This is a genomic window from Pseudomonas saudimassiliensis, from assembly GCF_000939975.1.
GTDB classification, from domain to species: domain Bacteria; phylum Pseudomonadota; class Gammaproteobacteria; order Pseudomonadales; family Pseudomonadaceae; genus Halopseudomonas; species Halopseudomonas saudimassiliensis.
On sequence record NZ_LK391969.1, the window covers coordinates 942,338 to 967,871 of the forward strand.

Sequence of the window (25,534 nt, forward strand, 5' to 3'; positions counted from 1 at the left end):
CGCCCTATCCTCTCAGCCGCGGAACTCGGCACGGCCCTTGTACGGCGCCTGGCCAGCCAGTTGCTCTTCGATACGCAGCAGCTGGTTGTACTTGGACACGCGGTCGGAGCGGCACAGCGAGCCGGTCTTGATCTGGCCAGCGGCGGTACCCACGGCCAGGTCGGCGATGGTGTGGTCTTCGGTTTCGCCACTGCGATGGGAGATCACCGCAGTGTAGCCGGCGGCCTTGGCCATCTGGATGGCTTCCAGGGTCTCGGTCAGCGAGCCGATCTGGTTGAACTTGATCAGGATGGAGTTACCGATGGACTTCTCGATACCTTCCTTGAGGATCCTGGTGTTGGTGACGAACAGGTCGTCCCCGACCAGTTGCACCTTGGCGCCGATCTTGTCGGTCAGCACCTTCCAGCCGTCCCAGTCGGACTCGTCCATGCCATCTTCGATGGAGATGATCGGGTAGCGCTGGGTCAGGCCCGCCAGGTAGTCGGCGAAGCCTTCGGCGTTGAACACCTTGCCTTCACCGGCCAGGTCGTACTGGCCGTCCTTGTAGAATTCGCTGGAGGCGCAGTCCAGGGCCAGGGTCACGTCGTCACCCAGGGTGTAGCCGGCGTTGCCGACGGCCTCGGCAATGGCGGCCAGGGCGTCTTCGTTGGAGGCCAGGTTGGGGGCGAAGCCGCCTTCGTCACCGACCGAGGTGCTCAGGCCGCGATCCTTCAACACCGCCTTGAGGTGGTGGAAGATTTCCGCTCCCATACGCAGGGCGTCGGCGAAGCTCTTGGCGCCGACCGGCTGGACCATGAATTCCTGGATGTCGACGTTGTTGTCGGCATGCTCGCCGCCGTTGATGATGTTCATCATCGGCACCGGCATGCTGTACTGACCGGGGGTGCCGTTCAGGTCGGCGATGTGCGCGTACAGCGGCACACCCTTGGCCTGGGCAGCGGCCTTGGCGGCAGCCAGGGAGACAGCCAGGATGGCGTTGGCGCCCAGCTTGGCCTTGTTGTCGGTACCGTCCAGCTCGATCATGGCGCGGTCCAGGGCAGCCTGGTCCAGCGCGTCGCGACCAACCAGCAGCTCACGGATGGGGCCATTGATGTTGGCGACGGCCTTGAGCACGCCCTTGCCCAGGTAACGGCTCTTGTCGCCGTCGCGCAGCTCCAGCGCTTCACGGGAACCGGTGGAGGCACCGGAGGGCGCGCAGGCGCTGCCGAGGATGCCGCCTTCCAGAATCACATCCGCTTCAACGGTCGGGTTACCGCGGGAGTCCAGTACTTCACGACCCTTGATTTCAATGATCTTCGCCATGATTGCTGCTTTCTCCATCTGAAACATGCTTTTGTTTAAAAGGGGGTTTGCCTGCCAATCAGGCAGTTTCCAGCTCCGGAAAGCCCTTGACCAGTTCATCCAGCGCCTTGAGCTGAGCCAGGAAGGGCTCGAGCTTGTCCAGGCGCAGGGCGCAGGGGCCATCGCATTTGGCATTATCCGGATCCGGGTGTGCCTCCAGGAACAGGCCGGCCAGGCCCTGGCTCATGCCGGCCTTGGCCAGGTCGGTGACCTGGGCCCGACGACCGCCCGCGGAATCACTGCGGCCACCGGGCATTTGCAGGGCGTGGGTTACGTCAAAGAACACCGGGTACTCGAACTGCTTCATGATGCCGAAGCCGAGCATATCCACAACCAGATTGTTATAGCCGAAACTGGAGCCACGTTCACAGAGAATCAACCGGTCGTTACCGGCTTCTTCACACTTGGTCAGGATGTGGCGCATTTCCTGGGGTGCCAGGAACTGTGCCTTCTTGATATTGATCACCGCGCTGGTCTGGGCCATGGCCACCACAAGGTCGGTCTGCCGGGACAGGAACGCTGGCAACTGGATGATATCGCAGACCTCGGCCACCGGGGCAGCCTGGTGCGGCTCATGCACGTCGGTAATAACCGGCACCTTGAAGGTCTGCTTGATCTCTTCGAAGATCTTCAGCCCTGCTTCCATGCCGGGGCCGCGGAAGGAGTTGATCGACGAGCGGTTGGCCTTGTCGAAGCTGGCCTTGAAGACGTAGGGGATACCGAGCTTCTCGGTAACCCGGACGTACTCTTCACAGATACGCATGGCCAGATCACGGGATTCGAGCACGTTCATGCCGCCGAACAGCACGAAGGGTTTATCGTTGGCAATCTCGATGCTGCCAACGCGGACGATTTTCTGGGCCATTGCGTTTCCTCAGGCTTTCTTGCTGGCGCGCTGCTTCAGCGCCGCATTGACGAAACCGCTGAACAGCGGATGACCATCACGCGGCGTGGAAGTGAACTCGGGGTGGAACTGGCAGGCGACAAACCAGGGGTGATCCTCCACCTCGACCATTTCCACCAGGGCGCGGTCCATCGAGCGACCGGACACCTTCAGGCCACTCTTTTCCAGCTCGGCCAGCAGGTTGTTGTTGACCTCGTAGCGGTGGCGGTGGCGTTCGACGATCACATCGGCGCCATAGCATTCGCGGGCCTTGCTGCCAGCTTCCAGCGCACATTCCTGCGCGCCCAGGCGCATGGTGCCGCCCAGGTCGGAGGACTCGTCGCGGGTCTGCATTTCGCCGGTAGCGGTCTGCCACTCGGTGATCAGGCCGACTACGGGGTGCTTGGAGGTCTTGTCGAACTCGGTGGAGTTGGCATCGTCCCAGCCCAGCACGTTGCGGGCGAATTCGATTACGGCCACCTGCATGCCCAGGCAGATGCCCAGGTAGGGGATCTTGTTCTCGCGGGCATAGCGCACGGCGGCGATCTTGCCTTCCACGCCGCGCAGGCCGAAGCCGCCGGGCACCAGGATGGCATCCACATCTTCCAACTGGCCAGTGCCATTCTCCTCGATGGTTTCCGAGTCGATATAGCGCACGTTGACCTTGGTACGGCTCTGGATGCCGGCGTGGCTCAGGGCCTCGATCAGCGACTTGTAGGCGTCCAGCAGCTCCATGTACTTGCCGACCATGGCGATGGTGACTTCCTTCTCCGGGTGCAGCTTGGCGTCTACCACCCGCTCCCACTCGGACAGGTCAGCACTGCCGCATTCCAGGCCGAAGCGCTCGACCACATAATCATCCAGCCCCTGGGCATGCAGGATGCCGGGGATGCGATAGATGGTGTCGGCGTCGGGCAGGCTGATGACCGCACGCTCTTCCACGTTGGTGAACAACGCAATCTTGCGGCGCGAAGACAGGTCGATCGGATGATCGGAGCGACAGACCAACACGTCGGGCTGCAGGCCGATGGAGCGCAGTTCCTTGACCGAATGCTGGGTCGGCTTGGTCTTGGTCTCACCAGCGGTGGCAATATAGGGCACCAGAGTCAGGTGCATCAGCATGGCGCGCTTGGCGCCCACTTCCAGGCGCAGCTGGCGGATGGCCTCGAGGAAGGGTTGCGACTCGATGTCACCCACGGTACCGCCGATCTCGACCATGGCCACGTCGGCATCGCCGGCGCCCCGGATGATGCGGGTCTTGATCTCGTCGGTGATATGGGGAATGACCTGGATGGTGGCCCCCAGGTAATCACCACGGCGCTCCTTGCGCAGCACGTCTTCATAGACGCGGCCGGTAGTGAAGTTGTTGTTCTGGGTCATGCGGGTACGGATGAAGCGCTCGTAATGGCCCAGGTCAAGGTCAGTTTCGGCACCATCATGGGTGACGAATACTTCGCCGTGCTGGAACGGGCTCATGGTACCCGGATCCACGTTGATGTACGGATCCAGTTTGAGCATGGTGACCTTGAGGCCACGTGCTTCGAGAATCGCCGCCAGGGATGCCGAGGCGATGCCCTTGCCCAAAGAAGATACAACACCACCCGTGACGAAGATGTAGCGCGTCATGAAAAACCCGTAGATTGAAGTTAAGCGGTCGCAGCCGCAGGAAATCGAAGGGAGACCAAAGTCTCGTCAAGATGGGAAGTCAGGATACCAGACAGCCCTTTCTTGCTCAATCTAAAACCGGCTCCCAACACAGACTGAATCCGTGCTCGCCGGTGCCCGCCCCTGCCCCTTCGGCAGTCCAGCGGCCCGCCACGGATACCAGGCGCTCGTCGCAGTATAGCAAGGGCACCGCCGGGCGCAGCCAGGCTGGAATACCAGCCTGTTGGAATAGGTCTTTCAGGCTCTGGGTCGGTCGGCCGGGCAGTTTGATCTGCTCGCCGCCGCGGCGGTAACCGATACGCCAATTGCCCGCGCGCTGGGCGATAAGGTTGCCGGGGCGTATGCACAGCCGACCATTGCCCGCAGTTAGCGGGGTATCGGCCCATTGCGCCAACGGCTGGTCGCTGCCGGCAGGCACACCGCCAGCGGGGAGCAACCAAAGGCGCCCCGACGAACGGTGCAGCTGCGCGCCGCCCACCCGCAGGACCGGCTGGCTATCCGCTGCCGCGCCCAACTGCTCAAGCAGGCTGTGCAGATGCCGCTGGTCCGGCAAGCGGATGGTGTGCTGATGCAGCCAATAGCGCAGCAGGTTCTTCTGCCGCGCCGGGCTGAGTGTCGCCAGCATTTCGAGGTCCAGGCTGGGCCAGCAGCGCAGCCAGTCATCCGTCACGCCGCCGCTGGCAGCCTGCAGATCCTCGCTGGCCCGCTCGTCCAGCAACTCATTGGCTTCGGCGGCATGGTCGGCCAGCCGCAACAGGATATCCGGCATGCTGGGCCAGCGCTGGCGCAATTGCGGCAGTAATTCATGGCGCAGCGCGGTACGGGCGTAGCGCGGGTCGGCATTGGCCGGGTCTTCGATCCAGTCCAGTTGCTGGGCGCGGGCCCAGCCCGCCAGTTGTTGCCGGGGCCAGGGCAAGAGCGGCCGCAACAATTGCCCCGCGCCCACCGGGCGCTGGCGTGGCATGCCTGCCAGTCCGCGCAGGCCGGTGCCGCGCAGCAAGCGGAACATGAGGGTTTCCAGCTGGTCATCGGCGTGGTGCGCCAGCAGCAGCCAGTGGCCCGGCTCCAGCAACCGCTCGAACACCCCGTAGCGCGCATCCCGCGCCAGTTCTTCAATGCTGCCGCCGGCCGGCAGCTGGACCCGCTCGATATGCAGCGGCACTTTCCGGGCGGCGCACTCACGGACGCAATGCGCCGCCCAGCGGTCCGCATCGACATGCAGGCCGTGGTGTACATGAATGGCTTTAAGTGGAGGCAAGGGGTGCTGGCGGCTCAACTGCACCATGGCATCAAGGAGCACCATGGAGTCAAGACCACCGGACAGCCCCAGCCATAGGGCCGGGGCGTCCTTACAGGGCGCCAGCTGTGGCAGCAGGCCCTGCAGGGTGAACACTTACTGGATACCGAAGGCCATCAGGCGCTCGTAGCGGCTGTCCAGCAGTTCGTCGACGGAGTGCTCGTCGAGCTTCGCCAGCTCAGCCAGCAGCTGCTGCTTGATACGCGCGGCCATGGTTTCCGGCTCGCGGTGGGCGCCGCCCAGGGGTTCGGGGATCAGGTTATCGACCAGGCCCAGCTCCTGCAGACGGGCTGCGGTAATGCCCATGGCTTCGGCAGCCTCGGAGGCTTTCTCAGCCTTCTTCCACAGGATGGAGGCACAGCCTTCCGGCGAGATCACCGAGTAGATCGAATACTGCAACATCATCAGGCGGTCACACACGCCGATCGCCAGCGCCCCACCGGAACCACCCTCACCGATGACGGTAGAGATGATCGGCGTCTTCAGGCGCGACATGACCTGCAGGTTCCAGGCGATGGCCTCGCTCTGGCCGCGCTCTTCAGCGTCGATACCCGGGTAGGCACCGGGGGTGTCGATGAATGTCAGGATCGGCATCTTGAAGCGTTCGGCCATCTGCATCAGGCGGCAGGCCTTGCGGTAACCTTCCGGCTTGGGCATGCCGAAGTTGCGGCGGACCTTTTCCTTCACGTCACGGCCTTTCTGGTGACCGATGACCATCACCGGGCGACCATCCAGGCGGGCGATACCACCGACGATGGCGGCGTCATCGGCAAAGTGCCGGTCGCCGTGCAGCTCTTCAAAATCGGTAAAGATGTGGCGGATGTAGTCCAGCGTGTAGGGACGCTGTGGATGCCGGGACATCTGCGCCACCTGCCAGCTCGACAGATTGGCAAAAATGCTCTCGGTGAGCGAACGGCTCTTGTCCTGCAGACGGGTGATTTCGTCGGTAATGTTCAGCGAGTTGTCACTGCCCACCAGGCGCAGCTCTTCGATCTTGGCCTGCAAGTCGGCAATCGGCTGTTCAAATTCGAGGTACTTCTGGCTTCTGATCATAAGCGTCGATTATCCGCGTGGCCCCGCGTCGGGGCATCCTGTTTTTGCGTTACCTTACGGGATTGACTCGGCTGCGTCGAGCAGCCCCATCCCGTGAGAATGTCTGAATTCCGGTTTATCTATAGTGCAGAGAGACGCTGCCCTTGCCCAACTGGTCACGTAAGGTCTGCACCAGATCATCGGCCGGCTCGACCCGCCAGGCCTCACCCAGGCGCAGCATGGCCTGGGCATCGGGGCGCTGCACTTCGATGGTTACCGCGCAATTACCCTTGTATTGCTGCAGCACACCGGCGAGGCGACCCAGGCAGTCCGGGCCGTGGCGACGGGTGTCGAGATTGATGCGCACGCTGTCCAGCAGCGAGGTGCGCGCCTCTTCCAGGCTCATCACCCGCTTGGCGCGCACGCGCATGCCGCCGGAGAAATCGTCTACTGCCACTTCGCCTTCCACTACCAGCAGGGCGTCCTTCTGCAGCAGGGCTTGCGCCGCCTGGAACGCCTCGGCAAACAGCGAGACCTCGACCCGGGCCGAGCGGTCGTCCAGGGTGACGAAGCCGACCTTGTCGCCGCGCTTGCTCTTCATTACCCGCAGGTCGAACACCAGGCCGGCAATGGTCTGCGACTCCCGGGAGGGCTTGAGATCGATGATCCTCTGCCGGGCAAACCGGCGGACTTCCTTCTCGTATTCATCGATCGGGTGACCGGTCAGGTACAGGCCCAGGGTCTCCTTCTCGCCGCGCAGGCGTTCCTTGAAGGTCCACTCGCGCACGTTGCGGTAGGCTTCGAACACGTCCCGCTCAGCCGAGGGCCCGAGCAGATCACCGAACAGGTCATCGTGGCCGCTGTCGGCGCTGCGCAGGGTCTGCTCCGCCGCGGCGATGGCTTCTTCCATGGCCGCCGCCAGGGCTGCACGGTTGCGGTCCACCTGCTGCAGGTAGGCCTGTTGCTCAGTGTCGAAGAACGGGCCGAGGGAATCTAGCGCACCGGAGCGGATGAGCGCTTCCATGACCCGCTTGTTGATGCGCTTGAGGTCGACCCGGGCGCAGAAATCGAACAGGTCGGTAAAAGGTCCGCCTTCGGCACGGGTCTGGACGATGGTTTCCACCGGCCCTTCCCCCACGCCCTTGATGGCGCCGAGGCCATAGACCACGCTGCCACTGTCATCCACGGTGAACTTGTATTCGGACAGGTTCACATCCGGCGCCTTGATGCGCAGCTTCATGCTGCGGCATTCTTCGATCAGCGTCACTACCTTGTCGGTGTTGTGCATATCCGCCGACAGCACCGCGGCCATGAACGGCGCGGGGAAGTGCGCCTTGAGCCAGGCCGTCTGGTAGGACACCAGGCCGTAGGCCGCCGAGTGCGACTTGTTGAAGCCGTAGCCGGCAAACTTTTCCACCAGGTCGAAGATGTTGCCCGCAAGGTCGGCATGGATGCCGTTGTTGCTGCACCCTTCCAGGAAAATCGCCCGCTGCTTGGCCATCTCCTCGGGCTTTTTCTTACCCATCGCCCGGCGCAGCATGTCCGCGCCGCCGAGGGTATAGCCGGCCATGACCTGGGCAATCTGCATCACCTGTTCCTGATACAGGATGATGCCATAGGTGGGCTTGAGCACCGGCTCCAGGCCCGGGTACTGATAATCCGGGTGCGGGTAGGAAATCTGCTCGCGGCCGTGCTTACGGTTGATGAAGTCGTCCACCATGCCGGACTGCAGCGGCCCCGGACGGAACAGGGCCACCAGGGCGATCATGTCTTCCAGGCAGTCAGGCTTGAGCTTCTTGATCAGCTCCTTCATGCCGCGGGATTCGAGCTGGAATACCGCCGTGGTTTCGGCCTTCTGCAGCATCGCGTAGGTGGGCGGATCATCCAGCGGGATGCGGTCGATGTCCACCGGCTCCAGCCCCTTGCGGGCCTGCTCGCGGTTGATGGTCTCCATCGCCCAGTCGATGATGGTCAGGGTGCGCAGGCCGAGGAAGTCGAACTTCACCAGGCCGGCTGCCTCGACGTCGTCCTTGTCGAACTGGGTCACCAGGCCCTCGCCGGCCTCGTCGCAATACAGCGGGGCAAAGTCGGTCAGCTTGGTCGGCGCGATGACCACCCCACCGGCGTGCTTGCCGACGTTACGGGTGATGCCTTCGAGCTTGAGCGCCATGTCCCAGATTTCCTGGGCTTCCTCGTCGGCCGCCAGGAAATCGCGGAGGATCTCTTCCTGCTCATAGGCCTTGGCCAGGGTCATGCCGACCTCGAAGGGAATCATCTTCGACAGCTTGTCGGCCAGACCGTAGGACTTGCCCTGCACCCGGGCCACGTCGCGCACCACCGCCTTGGCGGCCATGGTACCGAAGGTGATGATCTGCGATACCGCATCGCGGCCGTAGGTATCGGCCACGTATTCGATCACCCGGTCGCGCCCTTCCATGCAGAAGTCGATATCGAAGTCGGGCATGGACACCCGTTCCGGGTTGAGGAAGCGCTCGAACAGCAGATCGTATTCCAGCGGGTCCAGGTCGGTGATCAGCAGCGCATAGGCGACCAGCGAACCGGCCCCGGAACCCCGGCCGGGGCCGACCGGCACGCCGTTATTCTTGGCCCACTTGATGAAGTCCATGACCACCAGGAAGTAGCCGGGAAAGCCCATCTCGATGATGATATCCAGCTCGAACTTCAAGCGGTCCAGGTAGACCTGGCGGCGTTCTTCGTAGTTTTCCGAATCGGGCGGCAATACCTTCTTGAAGCGTTCTTCCAGCCCTTCCAGCGAGACCTGACGGAAGTAGTCGTCCATGGTCATGCCGTCGGGGATCGGGAAGTCCGGCAGGTAATACTTGCCCAGCTGCACATCGATGTTGCAGCGCTTGGCGATTTCCACGCTGTTGGCCAGCGCCTCGGGGATGTCCGAGAACAGCTCGGCCATCTCCTCCGGCGATTTCAGGTACTGCTCTTCGCTGTACTGGCGCACCCGGCGCGGGTCGTCCAGGGCCCGGCCTTCGCCGATGCAGACCCGGGTTTCATGGGCTTCGTAATCTTCCCGGTAGATGAAGCGCACATCGTTGGTGGCGACGACCGGGCAATTGTGGCGGGCCGCCAGCGCGACCGCGGCGTGCAGGTACTCTTCATCATTGGGGCGCTTGGTGCGCTGCAGCTCCAGGTAGAAACGCCCGGGGAAGACCTCCATCCAGTACCGCAGCAGGTGGTCGGCGTGGGCCGGATCGCTGGACAGCAGGGTCTGGCCGATCTCGCCCTCCTTGGCCCCCGACAGGGCAATGACGCCCTCGCTGGATTCCCGTATCCACTCCCGGCGGATGGTGACCAAACCGTTGCGCTGGCCCTGGGTGTAGCCCCGGGAGATCAGCTCGGTGAGGTTGCGGTAGCCCTGGCGATTCATCGCCAGCAGGGTCATGCGGCTGAGGTGGTTCTCGTCTTCCTCGCCGGTCAGCCAGATGTCCACACCCGAGATCGGCTTGATGCCCGCACCCATGGCCGCCTTGTAGAACTTGACCAGGCTGCACATGTTGTTCTGGTCGGTCACCGCTACCGCCGGCATCCCTGCCCCGCCCACTGCCTTGATCAAGGGCTTGATCCTGACCAGGCCATCGACCAATGAATATTCGCTGTGGACGCGCAAATGGATGAAGGAAACGCTCATATCTTTCCTGAATCGGGGGCTGGGGAATCAACCGGGTGATTGTAACGGCGGGGGCAGCTCGGGGCCAGTGATGATGGTCCGGCGGGTAGCGACCCGGCAGCCGGCATTCCCCGGCGACTCCCACAGGCTAGGCCAATCTACGTATACTGGGCGCCTTTGAATCAGACCCAGGGCGCTGACACCGCAATGAGCACTTCCAACTCCTTCATCATCGGCCTGACCGGCGGCATCGGCAGCGGCAAGAGTGCCGCCGCGTCCCGCTTCGCCGAAGCCCACGGTATCCACGTGGTGGATGCCGATATCAAGTCGCGGGTGGTGGTGGAGCCAGGGCGCCCAGCGCTGCGGCAGATCGTGGATCGCTTTGGCGATGCGGTAGTGCAGCCGGACGGCTCGCTGAACCGCGCTGCCCTGCGTGAACGCGTGTTTCAGGAGGCCGAGGAGCGCCGCTGGCTGGAGCAACTACTGCATCCGTTGATCCGGGAGGAAATTGCCCGCGACCTGGCCGCCGCCGAGTCACCCTATGCGCTGCTGGTCTCGCCCCTGCTGGTGGAGTCAGGGCAATACCAGATGACCCGGCGGGTGCTGGTGGTGGATGTGCCCGAGGCGCTGCAGATCGCCCGCACCACGGCGAGGGACCAGGTACCGGAGGCGCAGGTGCGGGCCATTCTGCAGGCCCAGGCGCAACGGGACGATCGCCTGCGCCACGCCGATGATGTCATCACCAACGACCAGGACCTGGCAGCATTGCACCGCCAGGTCGACCAATTGCACCAGTTCTATCTGGCGCTGAGTACAGGAGCCAAACCATGACCACGACCGTAGCATGCCCCACCTGCAAGGCCCCGGTTACCTGGGATGAAAGCTTCCCGGACCGCCCCTTCTGCTCGCCCCGCTGCCGCCTGATCGATCTGGGTGCCTGGGCCTCGGAGGAACATGTGATTCCCGGCGATGAGCTGGAACAGGACCTGTTTTCCGACGATTTCCGCGAGCAATAACGCGCCCATGCGTCGAATCCATGTCATAGCGGCGGTGATCCGTGATGCGCAGGGCCGCATCCTCATTGCCAAACGCCCCGACCATGCGCACCAGGGCGGCCTCTGGGAATTCCCCGGCGGCAAGCTGGAGGATGGCGAGACCCGGCTGGAGGGCCTGGGGCGGGAGCTGCAGGAGGAACTGGGCATCACCGTCACCCAGGCGCGACCGCTGCTGGATATTCGCCACGACTATCCGGACAAGTCGGTGCACCTGGATGTGTGGCTGGTTACCGGCTTCGACGGCCAGGCCCATGGCGCCGAGGGTCAGCCGGTGCGCTGGGTCACGGCCCGCGAGCTGGATGACTACCCCTTTCCGGCCGCCAACGCCCCGATAGTGCGCGCCGCGCAGTTGCCGGAGCGCTATCTGATTACACCGGACCTGGCGGATGAGGCTGAACTGATGGCCGGCCTGGAGCGAGCCCGCGCCGCGGGCATTGGGCTGGCGCAGCTGCGGCAGACCGGTTTGTCCGCCGAGGCGTACCGAGCCCTGGCCGAGCGGCTGCTGGCGCGCTTCGCGGATGAGTTCCAGTGGTTGATGAAGGGCGACGAACCGCCGCCCTGGCCCGGGGTTGGCTGGCATTTGACCAGTCGCCAGCTGCGCGAACTGCCCTTGCGGCGTCGGCGTCCCCTTGAGAACGGCGCCTTGCTGGCTGCCTCCTGCCACGATGCGGAGGAGTTGGCCCTGGCAGAGGCACTGGGGGTAGATTTCGTCACGCTGTCACCAGTGCAGCCCACCGCCAGCCACCCCGACGCCGCCCCGCTGGGCTGGACCCGCGCCCGGGAGCTGATCGATTCGGTGAATATGCCGGTTTATCTGCTGGGTGGCTTGTCAGCCAATGAGCTGGAGCAGGCCTTCGAGGTGGGTGCCCAGGGTATAGCCGGGATACGCCAGCTCTGGAGGTGAGGCAGGCGCGGCAAGGAATGTAGAGCGCAGACCGGCGACGCCGCTGGCCGGGATGGAACCCGGCCCTCCCAGGGGGCGGCGCAGGTATCAGGTAACTTCTACTACCCGCAGTTCCTTGGGCATGCTGAAGACGATGTTCTCTTCCCGGCCGTCCAGCTCCTGCACACCGGTGGCACCGCTGTCACGCAGGTGCTGAATCACCTGCTGCACCAGCACATCCGGGGCGGAAGCGCCGGCGGTGACGCCGATGTTGGTCACCCCTTCCAGCCACTCCGGGCGAATCTCATCGGCGCCGTCGATCAGGTACGCAGGCGTGCCCATGCGGTCGGACAGTTCGCGCAGCCGGTTGGAGTTGGAGCTGTTGGGGCTGCCCACTACCAGCACCAGATCACATTCGCCAGCCAGTTGCTTCACGGCGTCCTGGCGGTTCTGGGTGGCGTAGCAGATGTCGTCCTTGCGCGGCCCTTCGATTAGCGGGAAGTGCTTGCGCAGCGCGTCGATAACCTTGGCGGTGTCGTCCATGGACAGGGTGGTCTGGGTGACGAAGGCCAGCCGGGTCGGATCCTTGACCTGCAGGCGGGCGACATCGTCCTCGTTTTCCACCAGGTAGATGGCGCCGCCGTTGCTGTCGTCGTACTGGCCCATGGTGCCTTCCACCTCGGGGTGCCCGGCGTGGCCAATCAGCACGCATTCCCGCCCGTCACGGCTGTAGCGCACCACTTCCATATGCACCTTGGTCACCAGCGGGCAGGTGGCGTCGAACACCTTCAGCCCGCGGGCATCGGCGTCATCGCGCACCGCCTTGGACACCCCGTGGGCGCTGAAGATGACGATGACGTCATCGGGGATCTCGTCCAGCTCATCGACAAAGACCGCGCCACGGTTGCGCAGATCCTCGACCACGAACTTGTTATGCACCACTTCATGGCGCACATAGATCGGCGGGCCGAACACTTCCAGCGCGCGATTGACGATTTCAATGGCGCGGTCGACACCGGCACAGAAGCCGCGCGGGTTGGCCAGTTTGATCTGCATGGGGAGCCTCGATTCAGTCATGGATGACAGCAGCCTCAGGCCGCCTTCACCTCGATGATTTCCACTTCAAAGGTGATGACCTTGCCAGCCAGCGGGTGGTTGAAGTCCACTTCCACGAAGCTCTCGTGGATGGCCTTCACCACACCGGGCATCTCGCCACCGGCGGCATCCTTGAAGATTACCAGCAGGCCCGGCTCCAGTTCCATGTCACTGAACTGGTCGCGGGGCACGGTCTGGATGTTCTGCACGTTACCCGGCCCGAAACCGCGCTCGGGTTCAATCTCGAAGCTGCGCTGGTCGCCGGCCTTGAGACCGAACAGGGCCTGCTCAAAGCCGGGCAACAGGCTGCCATCGCCGACCTTGAAGGTGGCGGGCTTTTTGCCAACGGTGGAATCAACCACATCGCCGCTGGGCAGTTTCAGGGTGAAGTGCAGGGTGACTTCGGTGTTCTGGTTGATGCGGGTGATATCGGTCATGTGTCGGGTCTCGTTTTGCTTGGTGGGGTGGGGGTTGGGACTCCCCTCTCCCCCGGCCCCTCTCCCGCGAGGGGAGAGGGGTGACTGGGCTGGGCGGTCTGAGTAGGTAATAAACCCTGTGCACGCTCTACTCCCTCTCCCCTCGCGGGGCGAAAGCGGAAGAAGCGAAGCACTGCTTCGCCCGCTTGAGCGCCCTGAGCTCTGCGAAGGGCCGGGGCGCGGAGCGGGGTTGGGGAGAGGGGAAAAGCAGTTAACCCACCCTCTCCTTCTTCGGCCAGAACATATCAGCAATCATCAGCACCGCCCCCACCGTAATCGCACTGTCGGCAATATTGAACGCCGGGAAGAACCAGCTCTGCTGCCAGTGCACCAGGATAAAATCCACCACGTGCCCATGCACGATGCGGTCGTACAGGTTGCCCAGAGCGCCACCCAGGATCAGCGCCAGCGCCACGGCTTCCAGCCACTTGCCGCGGCCCAGCCGGGCCAGCCAGAGCAGCAGCATGATGCTGACACCCACCGCGATGGCGATGAAGAACCAGCGCTGCCAGCCACCGGCATCGGACAGGAAGCTGAACGCGGCCCCGGTATTATAGGCCAGCGTGAAGCTGAACAGGCCGTCGATCACCGGCACCTGCTGGTACAGGCTCAGGCTCGATTCGGCGACCCATTTGCTCAGCAGGTCCAGGGCAATCACCACCACGCTGAGCCACAGCCAGATCAGCCCACTGCGGCGCAGCTCAGGCATGCTTGCGCACCTCGCCCGGGCCTTCGATGTTGGTTACGCAGCGGCCGCAGATCTCGGGATGCGCGGCGTGGCTGCCGACATCCGGCAGGAAGTGCCAGCAGCGCACGCACTTGCCGTGGCCGGATTTGACGATGCTCAGCTTGAGACCAGGCACTTCGGTCTCGACCGCGCCCTCGCCTGCCTCGGCCAGCGGTGCGACCCGTGCGGCGGAGGTGATGAGTACGAAGCGCAGCTCGTCGCCCAGCTTGTTCAGCGTGGCGCTGAGCTGTTCGTCGGCGTACAGGGTCACTTCCGCCTGCAGGTTACCGCCCAGTACCTTGGCGTTACGCAGGTTTTCCAGTTCCTTGTTCACGGCGATCTTCACGTCCTGGATCTTGTCCCAGAAGGCGCGATCCAGTTCGGCGTCGGCCGGCAGTGCGGTCAGGCCGTCGTACCAGGTGTTGAGCATGACCGATTCGTTGCGTTCGCCCGGCAGGTATTGCCAGATTTCCTCGGCGGTGAAGGCCAGGATCGGGGCGATCCAGCGCACCAGCGCCTCGGCGATGTGGTACATGGCGGTCTGGCAGGAGCGCCGGGCGGTGCTGTCGGCTCCGGTGGTGTACTGGCGGTCCTTGATGATGTCCAGATAGAAGCCGCCCAGCTCCTGCACGCAGAAGTTGTGCACCTTCTGGTAGACGTTCCAGAACTTGTAGGTGTCGTAGGCTTCGCTGATTTCCTGTTGCAGCAGCAGGGCGCGGTCCACCGCCCAGCGGTCCAGGTCGAGCATCTGCTCGGGGGCCAGGGCGTGCTGCTTGGGGTCGAAGCCGTTGAGGTTCGACAGCAGGAAGCGCGTGGTATTGCGGATGCGGCGGTAGGCGTCGGCGCTGCGCTGGAGGATCTGCTTGGACACCGCCATCTCGCCGGAATAATCGGTGGACGAGACCCACAGGCGCAGGATGTCGGCGCCCAGACTGTCGTTCACTTCCTGCGGGGCGACCACATTGCCCAGGGATTTGGACATCTTGCGGCCGTTCTCGTCGACCACGAAGCCATGGGTCAGCAGGCCGCGGTACGGCGCGTGACCGTCGATGGCGCAGGCGGTCAGCAGGGACGAATGGAACCAGCCGCGGTGCTGGTCGGAGCCTTCCAAGTACAGGTCGGCACGCGGGCCTTGCTCGTGACCCATGGGGTGCGAGCCGCGCATGACGTGCCAGTGGGTGGTGCCGGAGTCGAACCACACATCCAGGGTATCGCTGATCTTGTCGTACTGGGCCGCTTCGTCACCCAGCAGCTCGGCCGGATCGAGCTTGAACCAGGCCTCGATGCCTTCCTGCTCCACGCGCTTGGCGACTTCTTCCATCAGCTCGACGGTGCGCGGGTGCAGCTCGCCGCTTTCCTTGTGCAGGAAGAACGGGATCGGCACGCCCCAGTTGCGCTGGCGGGAGATACACCAGTCTGGGCGCCCGGCGATCATGCCGTGCAGGCGCGCCTGGCCCCAGGCGGGGACGAATTGGGTTTGCTCGATGGCGTCCAGTGCGCGGGCGCGCAGGGAGCTGCCGTCTTTGGCAACCTTGTCCATGCCGACGAACCACTGCGCGGTGGCGCGGTAGATCAGCGGGGTCTTGTGGCGCCAGCAGTGCATGTAGCTGTGCTGGATCGGCTCGTGCTTGAGCAGCGCGCCGACTTCGTCCAGCTTGGCGACGATGTTGGCGTTGGCCTTCCAGATGAACTGGCCACCGAAGAACGGCAGGTCGCTGACATACACGCCGTTACTCTGCACCGGCGTGAGGATGTCGTCGTTCTCCATGCCGTAGGCCTTGCAGGTACGAAAGTCATCCTCACCGTAGGCCGGGGCCGAGTGGACGATGCCGGTACCGGCGCCGGTCTCGACGTAATCAGCCAGGTAGACCGGCGAGAAACGTTCGTAGAACGGATGGCGGAAGCGGATGTGGTCCAGCGCGCTGCCTTCGCAGCGGGCGATGATCTCGCCTTCGAGGCCATAACGCTGCAAGCTGGATTCGACCAATTCCTCGGCCAGCACCAGCAACTTGTCGCCGGTATCGACCAGTGCATAGATGAACTCGGGATGGACGTTCAGCGCCTGGTTGGCCGGGATGGTCCAGGGGGTGGTGGTCCAGATGACGATGCTGGCGGGCTTGGCCAGCTCGGCCACGCCAAAGGCGGCAGCCAGCTTGTCGGCGTCCTCGACGGCAAAGGCCACGTCGATGGCGTCGGATTTCTTGTCCTGGTATTCCACTTCGGCTTCAGCCAGTGCCGAGCCGCAGTCGAAGCACCAGTTCACCGGCTTGAGGCCCTTGAACACGAAGCCGCCTTCGACCATCTTCGCCAGCGCGCGGATCTCACCGGCCTCGTTGGGGAATTCCATGGTCTTGTAGGGATTGTCCCAGTCGCCCAGCACGCCGAGGCGGATGAAGTCGTTTTTCTGGCCTTCGATCTGTTCGGCGGCATAGTGACGGCAGCGCTCGCGGGTCTGGTCCGCCGGCTGGTTCTTGCCGAAGGTGGTCTCGACCTTGTGCTCGATGGGCAGGCCGTGGCAATCCCAACCGGGCACGTAGGGTGCGTCGAAACCGGACAAGGTGCGCGAGCGCACGATCATGTCCTTGATGATCTTGTTGACCGCGTGGCCGATGTGAATGCTGCCGTTGGCGTAGGGCGGGCCGTCGTGCAGGATGAACTGCGGGCGGCCCTGGCTGACTTCACGAATCTTCTGGTAGAGACCGATACTGTCCAGACGTTTCAGGGTTTCCGGCTCGCGGGCCGGCAGGCCGGCCTTCATCGGGAAGTCTGTTGCGGGCAGGTTCAGCGTCGCTTTGTAATCAGTCATCTTGTCCTGGCTCACTTGTTCAATTCGGCGGCCCATTGGGCTCGTGCGGTAGCAAAATCGGCCTTGATTGCGGCCTGCAGCTCATCCAGCGAGTCGAACTTGCGTTCGTCGCGCAGCTTTTCATGGAATACCACGGTAATGCGGCGGCCATAAAGATCGCCGTTGAAGTCCAGCAGGTGGACCTCCAGGTGGGCACGGCCATCGCCATCCACCGTTGGTCGGGAGCCAATATTGGCGACGCCGAGCTGGCGCACACCATCCAGCTGGACACTGACCCGATAGACGCCGTTCAGCGGCGCGCTGATGCGCTTGAGCTGTACGTTGGCGGTCGGTGCGCCGAGGCGGCGGCCCAGTTTCTGCCCATGCAGGACTCGCCCGGTAATGCTGAAGGGGCGACCGAGCAGGCGTTCGGCCTGGGCAAAATCGCCCTCGGCCAGCACCTGGCGTACCCGGGTGCTGCTGACCCGTTCGCCATTCTCGGCCACGGTGTCGGCGGATGCGACGGTAAAACCGTTGTCCTGGCCACGTTCGCGCAGCAGGGCAAAATCCCCGGCGCGGTCGCAGCCGAAGCGGAAATCATCGCCCACATCGAGATGCTTGACGCCCAGGCCGTCGATCAATACCTGACGGATGAACTCGTCGGCACTGAGCTCGCGCAGGCGGCGATTGAAAGCCAGGCACAGCACCCGGTCTACGCCCTGCTCTTCCAGCAGCGCCAGCTTGTCGCGCAGGCGGGTCAGACGCGGCGGCGCGCTCTGTGGGGCGAAGTATTCCCGGGGCTGGGGTTCGAAGATCACCACACATCCGGGCAGCCCAAGGCGCTCGGCGTGACGACTCAGACGTTTGAGAATCGTCTGATGGCCGGCATGTACACCGTCGAAATTACCAATTGTCGCCACGCACCCACGATGATGGGGGCGCAGATTGTGCAGGCCGCGGACCAGTTCCATAGCGCTCGTTATAGGCAGATGGGTCAAAGCCGGAAAGTATACAGGCTTAGGGGGTACGGCGTCATCGGGCAAGCTATGCTGCCAGGGGCAGGTAGCGCTCCTCGGGAACATCGAGCCACAGGACGCAACCAGGCTCGATGAAGGAGCGCTACGCCGTGGACGAGCTGGTGCTCGTCCCTCCCAGGTTACTTCCTTAAATGGCGCATGCGCATGCCAGTCATGGCCAGGGTGGCAACGAACACGCCGATACCCGTGACCACCAGGATCGCCATCTCCAGGGCCTTCTGCTGCCAGCCCCAGGCAAACCATTGCTCTACACCGGGCGCCAGCCACAACACCATCGCTGCCAGCGCCAGACAGGCCAGCGCCAGGCGCAACATGAACAGCGGCCAGCCCGGCTGTGCCTGATAGATGCCGGATTTGCGCAGCCCCCACCACAGCATGCCGGCGTTGAGCAGCGCCGACAGCGAAGTCGCCAGCGCCAGCCCCACATGATCCAGCGGCCAGACCAGAATCAGGTTGAAGACCATATTCGCGCCCATGCAGATCATCGCGATCTTTACTGGGGTCTTCATGTCCTGGCGGGCGAAATAGCCCGGCGCCAGGACCTTGATCAGCATGAATGTCATCACCCCCACCGCGTAGGCACGCAGGGCGTTGGCCGACTGGATCACATCCCGCTCGGTCATCGCCCCGTAGTGGAACAGGGTCGCGATCAGCGGCTCGGCGAGCAGCAGCAACGCCAGCGCGGCGGGCACTCCCACCAGCAGCACCATCCGCACCGCCCAGTCGAGCGTGGCAGCAAAGGCCTTGGGATCCTCCCCCGCATGCTGGCGCGACAGTGCCGGCAGAATCACGGTGCCGATGGCAATACCGAAAGCGCCCAACGGCAGCTCCGACAGGCGGTCGGCGTAATACAGCCAGGAGATACTGCCGGTCTGCAGGAAGGACGCCAGCACCGTATCCAGCAGCAGGTTGATCTGGCTGACCGATACGCCGAACAACGCCGGGATCATCAGCGTCATGATGCGCTTGACGCCCTCGTGGTGACGGTCCGGGCGCGGCACCGGCAACAGCTTGATCTGCGCCAGGAAGGGCAGCTGGAACAGCAGCTGGGCCACCCCGGCAATGAACACCCCCCAGGCCAGCGCCATGATCGGCTGGTCGAAGTACGGCGTCATGAACAGCGTAGCGCCGATCATGCACAGGTTGAGCAGCACGGGAGTGAACGCGGGGATGGCGAAGCGGCCGTAGCTGTTGAGAATCGACCCGCATAGCGCGGTCAGGGAAATCAGGAACAGGTAGGGAAAGGTGATGCGCAGCATATCCGTGGCCAGCGCGAGCTTTTCGGTCTGACCATGGAAACCGGGGGCAAACAGGGTAATCAGTACCGGCGCACCGGCCACGCCGAGCAAAGTAATGCCGGCCAGGGTCAGCCCCAGGGTACCGGTCACCCGGTTGACCAGGTTCTGTACCTCAGCCAGGGTAAAGCGGGTGCGATATTCCGAGAGCACCGGCACGAATGCCTGGGCGAAGGCCCCTTCAGCAAACAGTCGGCGCAGGAAGTTGGGAATCTTGAAGGCGATAAAGAAGGCATCGGCTTCGGACTTGGAGCCGAAGTAAGCCGCCACCACCACGTCACGGACCATACCCAGGACGCGGGACAGCATGGTCATGATGCTGACCACCATGCCGGATCGCAGCAGGCTGGGGGCCTTGGGTTCGGGCGCGGCAGGGGGTGTCGTGTCGGTCATGGGTCCATCGCCAGATAAAAGCGCGATGATAGCGCTTACCGGGTATACTTGGACACTTCGACTGTATCGCCCTCGACCGACCCGCCTTTGCTCTACAGCTGCCGAATAATTAGCCGGCTCCTCCCTTGACATTGGCCCCGCTCTGCGGCACAGTACGCGACCTTATTTATACCCTAATTCACTAGATTTTCTGAGGAGCAAGACGGTGGCCAACTCACCTCAAGCCAAGAAACGCGCCAAGCAGGCCGAGAAGCGCCGCAATCACAATGCAAGCCTGCGCTCCATGGTTCGTACCTACATCAAGAACGTGGTCAAGGCTATCGAAGCCAAGGACCTGGAAAAAGCACAAACTGCCTACACTGCCGCTGTTCCGGTCATCGACCGCATGGCTGACAAGGGCATCATCAACAAGAACAAGGCCGCTCGCCACAAGAGCCGCCTGAACGCACACATCAAGGCCATGGCTACCGCCGCCTGATTGCGTTCCGCGTTGATACAAAAAACCGGCTCATTGAGCCGGTTTTTTTATGCCTGAATCAAAGAGCTACCCTCTTTCAATCCTGACGCTCCGATGCCTCCTGCGGCGAGCATCGCCCCGGGGCGATGCGGGCCACCCGGCCCGCACACTCCTTACACCAGCACCAGGTTATCCCGGTGCACCAGCTCCGGCTCGTCGACATAGCCGAGCACGCCGACAATTTCCTCGCTGCAACGACCAATAATGCGCGCCGCTTCCTGGGCGCCGTAGTTGACCAGCCCGCGGGCGATTTCGCGGCCATCCAGGCCGGCGCAGACCACCATCTCGCCGCGGCGGAAGTTGCCTTCCACTGCCTTGACCCCTACCGGCAGCAGACTGGAATGACCACTGCTCAACGCCTTGACCGCGCCATCGTCGATCACCAGCCGGCCGCGGGTCTGCAAATGCCCTGCCAGCCACTGCTTGCGCGCAGCCAGCATGCCCTTTTCCGGCAGCAGCAAGGTGCCCAACTGCTCACCCGCCTTCAACCGGTCAATCACCTGCTGGATGCGGCCACCGACGATGATGGTGCTGGCGCCCGAGCGGGCCGCCAGACGCGCCGCGCGCAGCTTGGTCTGCATGCCGCCGCGACCCAAGGCACCAGCACTGCCGCCGGCCATGGCGTCCAGCTTGGGATCATCCGCCATCGCCTGGGAAATCAGCTCGGCCTCCGGATTGCCCCGCGGGTCGGCGGTGTACAGCCCGTCCCGGTCGGTGAGGATCACCAGCAGATCCGCCTCGACCAGGTTGGCCACCAGCGCCCCCAGGGTATCGTTGTCACCAAAACGGATCTCGTCGGTGACGACGGTATCGTTTTCGTTGATGACTGGAATCACGCCCAGATCCAGCAGACTGCGCAGGGTGCTGCGGGCGTTCAGATAGCGCTTGCGGTCGGACAGGTCATCATGGGTCAGCAACACCTGGGCCGTGGTCAACCCAAACTCCTCAAAACTGCTCTCCCACGCCTGCACCAGGTCCATCTGCCCCACGGCTGCAGCAGCCTGCAACTGATGAATGCTCTTGGGACGCTCGCTCCAACCCAACCGAGTCATCCCCGCCGCCACCGCCCCGGAGGACACCAGCACCACGTCCACGCCGCTTTCGCGCAGGGCCACCATCTGCTGCACCCACACGGCCATGGCCCCGCGGTCCAGACCACGGCCATCGCCCGTCAGCAGCGCACTGCCAATCTTGATTACCCACCGCCGGGCGGCAGTCACCTTGTCACGCATGCAATATCAGCTCCGCTCAGCGCACGTAGATAATTTCCGGACCATCTTCGTCATCTTCATCCTCGTCGTCGAAGTCATCTTCGTCGTCGCTGATGCCGGCCTTACGCCGCGCCTTGCGATCATCCAGCTCCTGGATATGGGCACGCGCCTCTTCCTCGATGCGCTGATCCAGCTCGGCGACCTCGGCGGCGTATTCTTCGTCTTCCTGCATGCGCAGCTCGCGCTCATCCAGCCAGTTCATGACCGCCTTGGCCAATTCCTGGGTGCCCGTGCGCTCGGAGGCGGAGATCACGAAGACCGGACCTTCCCACTCCAGCCGCTCGACCACGTCATCGAGAATCGCCTGCTGCTCATCTTCCAGCAGTTGGTCGCACTTGTTCAGCACCAGCCAGCGCTCGCGCAGGGTCAGTGCCGGACTGAACTTGCCCAGCTCATGGATGATGGTCTCGACCGCCTCGACCGGATCGCTCTGGTCCAGCGGCGCCATGTCCACCAGGTGCAGCAGCAGCCGTGTACGCGACAGGTGCTTGAGAAACCGCGTACCCAGGCCAGCCCCTTCGGCAGCGCCGGCAATCACGCCGGGAATGTCGGCGATGACGAAACTGCGCAACTGACCCACATCCACCACGCCCAGGTTGGGCACCATGGTAGTGAAGGGATAGTCCGCCACCTTGGGGGTGGCCGCCGATACGGCGCGGATGAAGGTACTCTTGCCCGCATTGGGCAGACCGAGCAGACCCACATCAGCCAGCACCTTCAACTCCAACTTGAGATCGCGCAGCTCGCCCAGACTGCCATTGGAGGTCTGCCGGGGAGCGCGGTTGACGCTGGATTTGTAGCGGGTATTACCCAGGCCATGGAAGCCACCCTGGGCGACCAGCAGGCGCTGACCCGGCTCGGTCAGATCACCGATGATTTCCTGGGTACCGGCATCGATCACGGTAGTACCCACCGGCACGGACAGGATCATATCCTCGCCCTTGGCGCCTGTGCAGTCGGAACCACGGCCATTCTCGCCACGCTTGGCATTGAAACGACGGGTGTAACGATAATCGACCAGCGTGTTCAGGTTGGGATCGGCTTCCAGGAAGATCGAGCCGCCATCGCCACCGTCACCCCCATCAGGGCCACCCTTGGGAATGAATTTCTCACGTCGGAAGCTCATGCAACCGTTACCACCATCACCGGCCTTTACCGTAATGGATACTTCATCTACGAATTTCATTGCGCTCCCCCTGAAGGGGTTGATTGAGGGGCCATTGAACCAGCCCTAAGCTACAAACAAAAAAGCCCCGTCGCAAGACAGGGCTTTTTGAAACCGGGAAGCTATCAGCCGGCTACGACACTGACGTAGCGACGACCGAACTCACCCTTGACTTCAAACTTGATCACGCCGTCAGCCTTGGCGAACAGAGTGTGATCCTTGCCCATACCAACGTTCTTGCCGGCATGGAACTCGGTGCCGCGCTGGCGAACGATGATGTTGCCGGCAGTAGCCTGCTGGCCACCGTACAGTTTCACACCAAGTCGTTTGGCTTCTGAATCGCGACCGTTACGTGTGGAACCGCCTGCTTTTTTGTGTGCCATGAGTTTCTATCTCCTCAATGCTTAGGCAGAGATGCCGGTGATTTTGATTTCGGTGTACCACTGACGGTGGCCCTGACGCTTCATGTGGTGCTTGCGGCGACGGAACTTGATGATGCGAACCTTGTCACCACGACCATGGGCGCTGACTTCTGCAGTCACCTTGGCGCCATCAACCACCGGCGCACCGATGGTGACGTCATCACCGTTACCGATCAGCAGCACGCGATCGAACTCGATGGTGGAGCCGGTTTCGGCTTCCAGCTTCTCTACTCTCAGGAACTCGCCTTCGGCGACCTTGTACTGCTTGCCACCAGTAACAATAACTGCGTACATGTTGCTTTCTCCGTAATCCTGCTCACCCGGCGCTTGGGAATAATGGTTAGTGGCCGGCATGGCTGCAAGTGAACCCGCCAATCGGGCCCGAGCTTGCCATTGTCAAAACAGGGATGCTGTAAATCGGGTTTTCAGGGGCGGGGATTCTACCGACTTATCCAACACAACGCAATGGAGCGACCTCGCTTAATGCACCGGTTTGGGCGCTGCGTCCCATGCGGTTCCTTGACAGCACGCAAGCCGCCGCCTAGCATGCCGCGCAACCCTTCTGAAAGCGTGCTGTAGATGACGACCCTGCCCTTTTATACTGCGGTCACTGATGACTTCGAAGCTGTAAACCAGTTGATCATGCGTCAACTGCATTCGCGCGTCCCGCTCGTGGAGAAAATCGGCAGCTACATCATCAGCGCCGGCGGCAAGCGCTTGCGCCCCCTGGTGGTCCTGCTCGCCGCCCGCGCCTGCGGCCTGACGGACGAGCGGCCGCACACCCTGGCCGCCATCATCGAATTCATGCACACCTCCACCCTGTTGCACGACGATGTGGTCGACACCTCCGACCTGCGCCGCGGCCGCTCCACCGCCAACGCCCTGTGGGGCAATGCCGCCAGCGTGCTGGTGGGCGACTTTCTGTACTCGCGCTCCTTCGAGATGATGGTCGAGCTCAACGACATGCGCATCATGCAGGTACTGGCCGGCGCGACCAACGTGATTGCCGAGGGCGAAGTGCTGCAGTTGTCCAAGGTGCGCGACGCCAATACGGACGAAGCCACCTATATGGAGGTCATCCGCAGCAAGACCGCCATGCTGTTCGAAGCCTCCACCCACACCGCCGCCATCCTTGCCGGCGCCCCCGCTGAACAGGCCGAAGTGCTGCGCCGCTATGGGGATGCTTTGGGTATCGCCTTCCAGTTGGTCGACGACCTGCTGGACTACAACGGTGATGCCGAAGCCATGGGTAAGAATGTTGGTGACGATCTGGCCGAAGGCAAGCCGACCCTGCCACTGATCTACACCATGCGCGAAGGCACGCCGGAACAGGCCAGCCTGGTGCGCAAGGCGATCCAGAAGGGCGGCACCGATGATATCGCCGTCATCAGCGAAGCCGTGGAAGCCAGCGGCGCCCTCGACTACACCGCCAACCTGGCGCGCCAGCATGCGGACGAGGCAATCAGCCTGCTGCAGACCCTGCCGCCATCGATCTACCGGGATGCGCTGGAGCAGTTGGCGCGGTTTGCGGTAGATCGTTCGTTCTGAGTTAGCCACCTCCCCCTCTCCCCCACCCCCTCTCCCGCAAGCGGAGAGGGGTGACTGAGCTGCACATCCGCATGACTTGAACGCTTGGTCAGAAACTACCATTCCTTGCAGCATGCGCGACCAAGCCCCCTCTCCCCTTGCGGGGGCGAAAGCGGAATAAGCGAAGCACTGCTTCGCCCGCTTGAGCGCCCTGAGCTCTGCGAAGGGCCGGGGCGCGAAGCGGGGTTGGGGAGAGATACCCGCCCCGCTAACTTCCTTACAGAACCTTGATCAACTCGATATCGAAGATCAGCGTGCTGTGCGGCGGGATGCTGCCGGCGGCGCGTTCGCCGTAGGCCAGCTTGGAGGGGATGTACAGGCGCCACTTGGCCCCTTCCTGCATCAGCTGCAGTGCTTCGGTCCAACCGGCAATCACGCCACCGACCGGAAACTCGGCAGGCTGGCCGCGCTTGTAGGAGCTGTCGAACACCTCACCGCTGATCAGGGTACCTTCGTAATGGGTACGCACGGTGGAGCTGGCGGTCGGCGTGGCGCCATTGCCGGTTTCGATCACTTCATACTGCAGGCCCGACGGCAGGGTCACTACCCCATCGCGCTCGGCATTGCGCTCGAGAAACTCCAGACCTGCCTTGCCAGCGGCCCGGGCGGACTCTTCGGCCAGCGCCTGCATCTTGCTCTGCAGGGTCTGGAAGGCGCCCTGCATGGCCGCCTCGTCGATCGGGCTGGGCTGCTGGGTATAAGCATCACGCAGGCCGTTCATGACCAGCTCGATAGCCAGATCGGGGATGTTGCTCGACAGCAGCTGGTCGCCCATCTGACGGCCGATGCCGTAGCTGACCCGCTGTTCGTCGGTTTCGAAAGTATTGCTCATGACGGCTCTCCGGAAAAATGACCGTAAAGCCTGACACAACAACGCTAAAAATTCACCCTCGCCGCGGCACTGACGGATAAATGCCCTGCCCGCCGGTGCTGCGCCAGCGGCATGAATAGGCTAAAATGCCGCCCTT

Annotated in this window: 22 protein-coding genes; 5 read left to right on the plus strand and 17 right to left on the minus strand. The window is 63.1% G+C overall.

The window, feature by feature from the left end; genetic code table 11:
* Window positions 1-12 precede the first annotated feature (12 nt).
* The 6 genes from eno to dnaE all read right to left on the minus strand — a co-directional run bounded on the left by eno (window position 13) and on the right by dnaE (window position 9,879).
* The gene (gene eno, locus VG99_RS04495) at window positions 13-1,302 is read right to left on the minus strand and encodes a phosphopyruvate hydratase (RefSeq protein WP_044501436.1); all 1,290 of its coding nucleotides are present in this window, start codon (window positions 1,300-1,302) and stop codon (window positions 13-15) included.
* A 58-nt stretch (window positions 1,303-1,360) separates the two neighbouring features.
* Window positions 1,361-2,206, minus strand: coding sequence for a 3-deoxy-8-phosphooctulonate synthase (kdsA, locus tag VG99_RS04500; RefSeq protein ID WP_044498517.1), 846 nt, complete (start codon window positions 2,204-2,206; stop codon window positions 1,361-1,363).
* Window positions 2,207-2,215: 9 nt separating this feature from the next.
* Window positions 2,216-3,850 carry a CTP synthase gene (locus VG99_RS04505; protein ID WP_044498518.1) on the minus strand — a complete coding sequence of 545 codons (1,635 nt, stop codon included), beginning with the start codon at window positions 3,848-3,850 and terminating at the stop codon, window positions 2,216-2,218.
* 106 nt (window positions 3,851-3,956) lie between these two features.
* Window positions 3,957-5,282, minus strand: a complete 1,326-nt coding sequence (tilS, locus tag VG99_RS04510; RefSeq protein WP_052508698.1) for a tRNA lysidine(34) synthetase TilS — start codon at window positions 5,280-5,282, stop codon at window positions 3,957-3,959.
* Window positions 5,283-6,239: an acetyl-CoA carboxylase carboxyl transferase subunit alpha gene (accA, locus tag VG99_RS04515; protein WP_044498519.1), complete on the minus strand. Its 957-nt coding sequence runs from the start codon at window positions 6,237-6,239 to the stop codon at window positions 5,283-5,285.
* 115 nt (window positions 6,240-6,354) lie between these two features.
* Window positions 6,355-9,879 (minus strand): DNA polymerase III subunit alpha, encoded by a 3,525-nt coding sequence (gene dnaE, locus VG99_RS04520; protein WP_044498520.1) that lies wholly within the window; start codon window positions 9,877-9,879, stop codon window positions 6,355-6,357.
* Window positions 9,880-10,065: 186 nt separating this feature from the next.
* Here dnaE and coaE point away from each other — a divergent pair, with 186 nt between their 5' ends.
* The 3 genes from coaE to VG99_RS04535 are packed head-to-tail and all read left to right on the plus strand — an operon-like array spanning window position 10,066 to window position 11,817.
* Window positions 10,066-10,689 carry a dephospho-CoA kinase gene (gene coaE / locus VG99_RS04525; RefSeq protein ID WP_044501438.1) on the plus strand — a complete coding sequence of 208 codons (624 nt, stop codon included), beginning with the start codon at window positions 10,066-10,068 and terminating at the stop codon, window positions 10,687-10,689.
* The gene (yacG, locus tag VG99_RS04530) at window positions 10,686-10,874 is read left to right on the plus strand and encodes a DNA gyrase inhibitor YacG (RefSeq protein ID WP_044498521.1); all 189 of its coding nucleotides are present in this window, start codon (window positions 10,686-10,688) and stop codon (window positions 10,872-10,874) included. Before coaE ends, yacG begins: the two co-directional genes overlap by 4 nt.
* 7 nt (window positions 10,875-10,881) lie before the next feature.
* Complete coding sequence (locus tag VG99_RS04535) at window positions 10,882-11,817, plus strand: Nudix family hydrolase (RefSeq protein WP_044498522.1); 936 nt, start codon at window positions 10,882-10,884, stop codon at window positions 11,815-11,817.
* 87 nt (window positions 11,818-11,904) lie between these two features.
* Here VG99_RS04535 and ispH read toward each other — a convergent pair whose 3' ends face one another.
* From ispH to murJ, 6 genes are all read right to left on the minus strand, one after another.
* Window positions 11,905-12,852, minus strand: a complete 948-nt coding sequence (gene ispH, locus VG99_RS04540) for a 4-hydroxy-3-methylbut-2-enyl diphosphate reductase (RefSeq protein WP_044498523.1) — start codon at window positions 12,850-12,852, stop codon at window positions 11,905-11,907.
* A 35-nt stretch (window positions 12,853-12,887) separates the two neighbouring features.
* Window positions 12,888-13,328 carry an FKBP-type peptidyl-prolyl cis-trans isomerase gene (gene fkpB, locus VG99_RS04545; RefSeq protein WP_044498524.1) on the minus strand — a complete coding sequence of 147 codons (441 nt, stop codon included), beginning with the start codon at window positions 13,326-13,328 and terminating at the stop codon, window positions 12,888-12,890.
* A gap of 250 nt (window positions 13,329-13,578) precedes the next feature.
* Complete coding sequence (lspA, locus tag VG99_RS04550; RefSeq protein WP_044498525.1) at window positions 13,579-14,076, minus strand: signal peptidase II; 498 nt, start codon at window positions 14,074-14,076, stop codon at window positions 13,579-13,581.
* Entirely contained in the window at window positions 14,069-16,900 is a 2,832-nt protein-coding gene (gene ileS, locus VG99_RS04555; RefSeq protein WP_044501439.1) for an isoleucine--tRNA ligase, read from the minus strand. The genes lspA and ileS overlap by 8 nt, the downstream gene beginning before the upstream one ends.
* 11 nt (window positions 16,901-16,911) lie before the next feature.
* The gene (gene ribF, locus VG99_RS04560; RefSeq protein ID WP_044498526.1) at window positions 16,912-17,850 is read right to left on the minus strand and encodes a bifunctional riboflavin kinase/FAD synthetase; all 939 of its coding nucleotides are present in this window, start codon (window positions 17,848-17,850) and stop codon (window positions 16,912-16,914) included.
* A 185-nt stretch (window positions 17,851-18,035) separates the two neighbouring features.
* The gene (gene murJ / locus VG99_RS04565) at window positions 18,036-19,604 is read right to left on the minus strand and encodes a murein biosynthesis integral membrane protein MurJ (RefSeq protein WP_076939723.1); all 1,569 of its coding nucleotides are present in this window, start codon (window positions 19,602-19,604) and stop codon (window positions 18,036-18,038) included.
* Window positions 19,605-19,809: 205 nt separating this feature from the next.
* Between murJ and rpsT the strand changes: the two genes are divergently transcribed.
* Window positions 19,810-20,082: a 30S ribosomal protein S20 gene (gene rpsT / locus VG99_RS04570; protein WP_044498527.1), complete on the plus strand. Its 273-nt coding sequence runs from the start codon at window positions 19,810-19,812 to the stop codon at window positions 20,080-20,082.
* A gap of 152 nt (window positions 20,083-20,234) precedes the next feature.
* Here rpsT and proB read toward each other — a convergent pair whose 3' ends face one another.
* From proB to rplU, 4 genes are all read right to left on the minus strand, one after another.
* Window positions 20,235-21,353, minus strand: a complete 1,119-nt coding sequence (gene proB / locus VG99_RS04575) for a glutamate 5-kinase (RefSeq protein WP_044498528.1) — start codon at window positions 21,351-21,353, stop codon at window positions 20,235-20,237.
* Between the two features lie 16 nt (window positions 21,354-21,369).
* Window positions 21,370-22,578 carry an Obg family GTPase CgtA gene (gene cgtA, locus VG99_RS04580; protein ID WP_044498530.1) on the minus strand — a complete coding sequence of 403 codons (1,209 nt, stop codon included), beginning with the start codon at window positions 22,576-22,578 and terminating at the stop codon, window positions 21,370-21,372.
* 104 nt (window positions 22,579-22,682) lie between these two features.
* Complete coding sequence (gene rpmA / locus VG99_RS04585) at window positions 22,683-22,940, minus strand: 50S ribosomal protein L27 (RefSeq protein ID WP_044498532.1); 258 nt, start codon at window positions 22,938-22,940, stop codon at window positions 22,683-22,685.
* Between the two features lie 21 nt (window positions 22,941-22,961).
* The gene (rplU, locus tag VG99_RS04590) at window positions 22,962-23,273 is read right to left on the minus strand and encodes a 50S ribosomal protein L21 (RefSeq protein WP_044498533.1); all 312 of its coding nucleotides are present in this window, start codon (window positions 23,271-23,273) and stop codon (window positions 22,962-22,964) included.
* Between the two features lie 285 nt (window positions 23,274-23,558).
* On the opposite strand from rplU, the gene VG99_RS04595 reads away from it, so the two are divergent.
* Window positions 23,559-24,527 carry a polyprenyl synthetase family protein gene (locus VG99_RS04595; protein WP_044498534.1) on the plus strand — a complete coding sequence of 323 codons (969 nt, stop codon included), beginning with the start codon at window positions 23,559-23,561 and terminating at the stop codon, window positions 24,525-24,527.
* A 256-nt stretch (window positions 24,528-24,783) separates the two neighbouring features.
* On the opposite strand, the gene VG99_RS04600 is transcribed toward VG99_RS04595, so the two are convergent.
* Window positions 24,784-25,398: a BamJ family beta-barrel-assembly machinery protein gene (locus VG99_RS04600; protein WP_044498535.1), complete on the minus strand. Its 615-nt coding sequence runs from the start codon at window positions 25,396-25,398 to the stop codon at window positions 24,784-24,786.
* Window positions 25,399-25,534: the final 136 nt, after the last annotated feature.

Excerpts from the sequence above, each read along its gene's own strand:
- eno (WP_044501436.1), bottom strand. The coding sequence starts at position 1,302 with ATGGCGAAGATCATTGAAATCAAGGGTCGTGAAGTACTGGACTCCCGC.
- kdsA (WP_044498517.1), bottom strand. The coding sequence starts at position 2,206 with ATGGCCCAGAAAATCGTCCGCGTTGGCAGCATCGAGATTGCCAACGAT.
- VG99_RS04505 (WP_044498518.1), bottom strand. The coding sequence starts at position 3,850 with ATGACGCGCTACATCTTCGTCACGGGTGGTGTTGTATCTTCTTTGGGC.
- accA (WP_044498519.1), bottom strand. The coding sequence starts at position 6,239 with ATGATCAGAAGCCAGAAGTACCTCGAATTTGAACAGCCGATTGCCGAC.
- dnaE (WP_044498520.1), bottom strand. The coding sequence starts at position 9,879 with ATGAGCGTTTCCTTCATCCATTTGCGCGTCCACAGCGAATATTCATTG.
- coaE (WP_044501438.1), top strand. The coding sequence starts at position 10,066 with ATGAGCACTTCCAACTCCTTCATCATCGGCCTGACCGGCGGCATCGGC.
- yacG (WP_044498521.1), top strand. The coding sequence starts at position 10,686 with ATGACCACGACCGTAGCATGCCCCACCTGCAAGGCCCCGGTTACCTGG.
- VG99_RS04535 (WP_044498522.1), top strand. The coding sequence starts at position 10,882 with ATGCGTCGAATCCATGTCATAGCGGCGGTGATCCGTGATGCGCAGGGC.
- ispH (WP_044498523.1), bottom strand. The coding sequence starts at position 12,852 with ATGCAGATCAAACTGGCCAACCCGCGCGGCTTCTGTGCCGGTGTCGAC.
- fkpB (WP_044498524.1), bottom strand. The coding sequence starts at position 13,328 with ATGACCGATATCACCCGCATCAACCAGAACACCGAAGTCACCCTGCAC.
- lspA (WP_044498525.1), bottom strand. The coding sequence starts at position 14,076 with ATGCCTGAGCTGCGCCGCAGTGGGCTGATCTGGCTGTGGCTCAGCGTG.
- ileS (WP_044501439.1), bottom strand. The coding sequence starts at position 16,900 with ATGACTGATTACAAAGCGACGCTGAACCTGCCCGCAACAGACTTCCCG.
- ribF (WP_044498526.1), bottom strand. The coding sequence starts at position 17,850 with ATGGAACTGGTCCGCGGCCTGCACAATCTGCGCCCCCATCATCGTGGG.
- murJ (WP_076939723.1), bottom strand. The coding sequence starts at position 19,604 with ATGACCGACACGACACCCCCTGCCGCGCCCGAACCCAAGGCCCCCAGC.
- proB (WP_044498528.1), bottom strand. The coding sequence starts at position 21,353 with ATGCGTGACAAGGTGACTGCCGCCCGGCGGTGGGTAATCAAGATTGGC.
- cgtA (WP_044498530.1), bottom strand. The coding sequence starts at position 22,578 with ATGAAATTCGTAGATGAAGTATCCATTACGGTAAAGGCCGGTGATGGT.
- rpmA (WP_044498532.1), bottom strand. The coding sequence starts at position 22,940 with ATGGCACACAAAAAAGCAGGCGGTTCCACACGTAACGGTCGCGATTCA.
- rplU (WP_044498533.1), bottom strand. The coding sequence starts at position 23,273 with ATGTACGCAGTTATTGTTACTGGTGGCAAGCAGTACAAGGTCGCCGAA.
- VG99_RS04595 (WP_044498534.1), top strand. The coding sequence starts at position 23,559 with ATGACGACCCTGCCCTTTTATACTGCGGTCACTGATGACTTCGAAGCT.
- VG99_RS04600 (WP_044498535.1), bottom strand. The coding sequence starts at position 25,398 with ATGAGCAATACTTTCGAAACCGACGAACAGCGGGTCAGCTACGGCATC.